Raw genomic sequence first — 3,357 nt, forward strand, 5'->3', positions numbered from 1 at the left:
TTGCATGTGTAAGGCATGCCGCCAGCGTTCAATCTGAGCCAGGATCAAACTCTTCAGTTCAATCTCTGTTTAATGTCCTTGCGGACAGATCGCTCACTCAAAATACTGACAAGCTCATCTTTCGATGAGCCGTGTTTCTTTTTTGTGAACATTTGATAATTTAAGTATTCAACGTCGCTTACGCTTCGTTGGCACCTTCATCAAACGCCCACACTTATCGACTGTTAATTGTTAAAGAACTTGTTCTGTACCGCCTTCTGCCGTTTGCTACGAAGCGTTGTGTTCGTTGCAGCAGAGAGGTGAGATTATGCAGCCTTTCGCATTTTTCGTCAACCTCTTTTTTACTACCGCGTCTCCTTGGAGACGGCCCTGACAGACTGCTAACTACTTGATTTCGTTAACCCTTTCTGCGGGGAGGCGAACTATAGCAAAGCTTGTTATGCATTGGCAAGGATTTTCGGAGCAAGGCCAGTTAGACTCATCCGCACTTCCAACACACAAGGAACCTCATGGACATTGGCTTATCACTTTTAGAAATTTCCGAGGCGCATCGGCTGAAAAGTGCGCAACACAAACAGTTGCGCAAGCTCTCAGGACTGGACGATCCGCCGGCCAACCTGACGGGATTTTCGCGCGTATTGCTGGCAATCATGGCGGCATCGCTGATCGGACTGGGGATCATTTTCTGGATTGCAGCGAACTGGGATTGGCTGGGCCGTGCCGGCCGCTTCATCCTGCTGCAAGGCGTGACCGCCGTCATGTGCATCGGCGCCTGTGCGCTTCCCCGGGCGCGGGTTCCCCTCGGGCTACTAGCGCTGCTATCGATCGGCGCGGTATTTGCCTACTTCGGTCAAACCTACCAAACGGGCGCCGACCCTTGGCAATTGTTCGCGCTATGGGCGGTGCTGGGCCTGCCTCTTTGCCTCTCCATTAGGCATGATGCGCTGTGGACGCCATGGGCGCTGATTGCGATGACCGCCATCTCGCTCTGGTTTCATGCCAACACCGGTCGTCGCTGGGATCTGCGAGAAGGCGATCTGCTTTATCAGGCAACGGTATGCATCGCCATGTTTTCACTGACCGCCATGCTCAGTCCTGTCTGCGCGCGGTGGACTGGTGCGGGACTGCTGTCGATGCGTGTGTGTGTGGTACTTGCGGTGCTCAGCACCACGACGATCGGCATCGAAGCACTCTTCGATAACGCGATCAACGGACAATACTGGCTCGCCGTCATCCTGCTTGGCCTCGCCGCTGCCGCCTTCACGTCGCGCCGCCTGTTTGACCTGTTCGCGCTGAGCACGATCGCGCTGGCATCGAATGTTTTGCTGGTCGGACTTTTTGCCCACATACAACACAGAATTTTCGGAAGCTGGTCCGAAGTGCAGTTGTTCTTTACCGGCTTGGCCGCTGCCGGCTTGCTCGCCGCGACGGTCAGCCTGATTCTCAAGCTTGCGGCACGCGCGCAGGCCAATGGTGGCGTGCAATGAAGCGGCCACTCGATCAGATCGTTGCCGAAGCGGTCGCGGCGAACGTGCTGCCATCGTCGGCTGGGGCTGTCGTCGAGCGCGAAATGCAGCGCCCCTGGTCGGTCGTCTTGTTGACAGGCTTGGGTGCCTGGCTGGCAGCTTTACCGCTGCTGGCAAGCATTTTCTTCTTGCTGGAAAGAATCTGGAAGCAGAGCAGCGGCGTACTGTATCTGATCGCGCTGGTGCTCTGCGGCAGTGCGGTGCTCATTCTGCGTCGCCGCTCGCTTCCCCTGTTTGCCGAGCAGCTGGCAATTCCGGCATTGCTCGCGGGCGCAACCGCCATGACCATCGCCTTCTACTCCGACATGTCGACCGCCGACGCTTCCGTCTGCGTTGCGCTGTTGTCCGCTTTCCTGGCGGCGATGATTCCCCGGCACTGGCTGCGCGTCCTGCTGGGTGCAATGGCGTGCGCGTTTATCATGATCGCGGTGGCCCAGCTCGCAACATATCGCGCTCGCGATGGGTTCTGGATGGCGCTACACGCTGCGATGGCCACCTGGCTTCTGGTCGAGTGCGTGCAGCGGCGACATGTGCGCAGCCTGCTGCTCGATCGGCTGGCCACAGGGTGGGCGCTCACTCTTCTCGCAGGTCTTGCCGTGTGGACAGGGATGACCTTCATGCTGGGTGGCGCCATCGGCAGCGGCGCGGTCGAGGCGCTGTTACCGCTCACGCAGCCCTTGGCCACTGTCGCGCAGTTCATATCGGCGGCGATGGCGATCGGCGCTGCTGTCTGGCTGGCAAAGAGCTGGCCGGCGTTGCGCAGGCCGTGGTACGCGCTCGCTTGCGCGGTGTTCACCGGACTGGCCGCCCTGATGCCATCGTTGGGCGGAACGTTACTGATTTTCTCCTTATGCGCGAGCAGCGGACGCTGGGGCACTGCCGCGATGGCGAGCGCGGCGGCGGCCTGGATTACCGGCGCGCTGTACTATCAACTGGATTATCCGCTTGTGACCAAAGCGATGATCCTGACCGGCGCCGGCGCACTGTTCGCGCTGATTGCCTGGCTCGCCATGCGCGACAGCGAAAACGGCAGAGCGAATAGCAAAGTACAGCCGTCATTGCCCGATAGCCACGGAGCGCGCATCGGCATTGCAGTCACGGCCATGACGGTGTTGGCAATCGCAAATATTGGAATATGGCAAAAGGAAAACCTGATTGCCAACGGGCGTCCGATCCTTGTTGAACTCGCGCCCGTGGATCCACGCTCGCTGATGCAAGGCGATTACATGCGCCTGAATTTCAAATTGCCAGCGGACGTCCTGGTAATCGATGACCATGGCAGCGCTCGCGCAAGGCCGAAGGTCGTCGGGATGGTGAATGCACAGGGAATTGCGGAACTGAGCAGGCGTTACGATGGCAAGCCACTTGCGCCGGGCGAGATCATGATCGAGCTCACCCCGAATGGGCGCGGGTACACGCTGGCGACCGATGCATGGCATTTCAAGGAAGGCGAAGCAGCGCGCTGGCAGGCGGCGAAGTACGGCGAGTTCCGCGTTGATGACAAAGGAAAGGCCCTGCTTGTCGGCATGCGCGGCGTGGATCTGGCGCCGCTTTGACGTGAACTTCGCACTGCCCGAACGGGCCGTGGCCGCGCGAATGCCACATGCCGATTCGCGCGGCATCAATGAACGTGTCTGGCGGCCTGTTCACGATTGATACGAAAACGCGGACGAAAAAAAACCCCACATTTCTGCGGGGTTTTCTTCTTATAACTAGCCTGACGATGACCTACTTTCACACTGGTTGCAGCACTATCATCGGCGTAAAATCGTTTCACGGTCCTGTTCGGGATGGGAAGGGGTGGTACCGATTTACTATGGTCATCAGGCAT

2 protein-coding genes and 1 rRNA gene are annotated in these 3,357 nt (G+C 58.5%); 2 read left to right on the plus strand and 1 reads right to left on the minus strand.

The genetic code is table 11. The features are described 5' to 3' along the window. The first annotated feature begins 509 nt into the window (after positions 1-509). Together F2P45_RS33815 and F2P45_RS33820 are read left to right on the plus strand one after the other, a co-directional pair. Positions 510-1,487 carry a DUF2157 domain-containing protein gene (locus tag F2P45_RS33815; protein ID WP_166882592.1) on the plus strand — a complete coding sequence of 326 codons (978 nt, stop codon included), beginning with the start codon at positions 510-512 and terminating at the stop codon, positions 1,485-1,487. Then, positions 1,484-3,082 carry a GDYXXLXY domain-containing protein gene (locus F2P45_RS33820; protein ID WP_166882593.1) on the plus strand — a complete coding sequence of 533 codons (1,599 nt, stop codon included), beginning with the start codon at positions 1,484-1,486 and terminating at the stop codon, positions 3,080-3,082. Before F2P45_RS33815 ends, F2P45_RS33820 begins: the two co-directional genes overlap by 4 nt. A 159-nt stretch (positions 3,083-3,241) precedes the next feature. Here the strand turns inward: F2P45_RS33820 and rrf are convergent. Further along, positions 3,242-3,354, minus strand: a 5S ribosomal RNA gene (gene rrf, locus F2P45_RS33825). Positions 3,355-3,357 lie beyond the last annotated feature (3 nt).

Source organism: Massilia mucilaginosa (assembly GCF_011682145.1).
Classification (GTDB): Bacteria; Pseudomonadota; Gammaproteobacteria; order Burkholderiales; family Burkholderiaceae_D; genus Telluria_A; species Telluria_A mucilaginosa.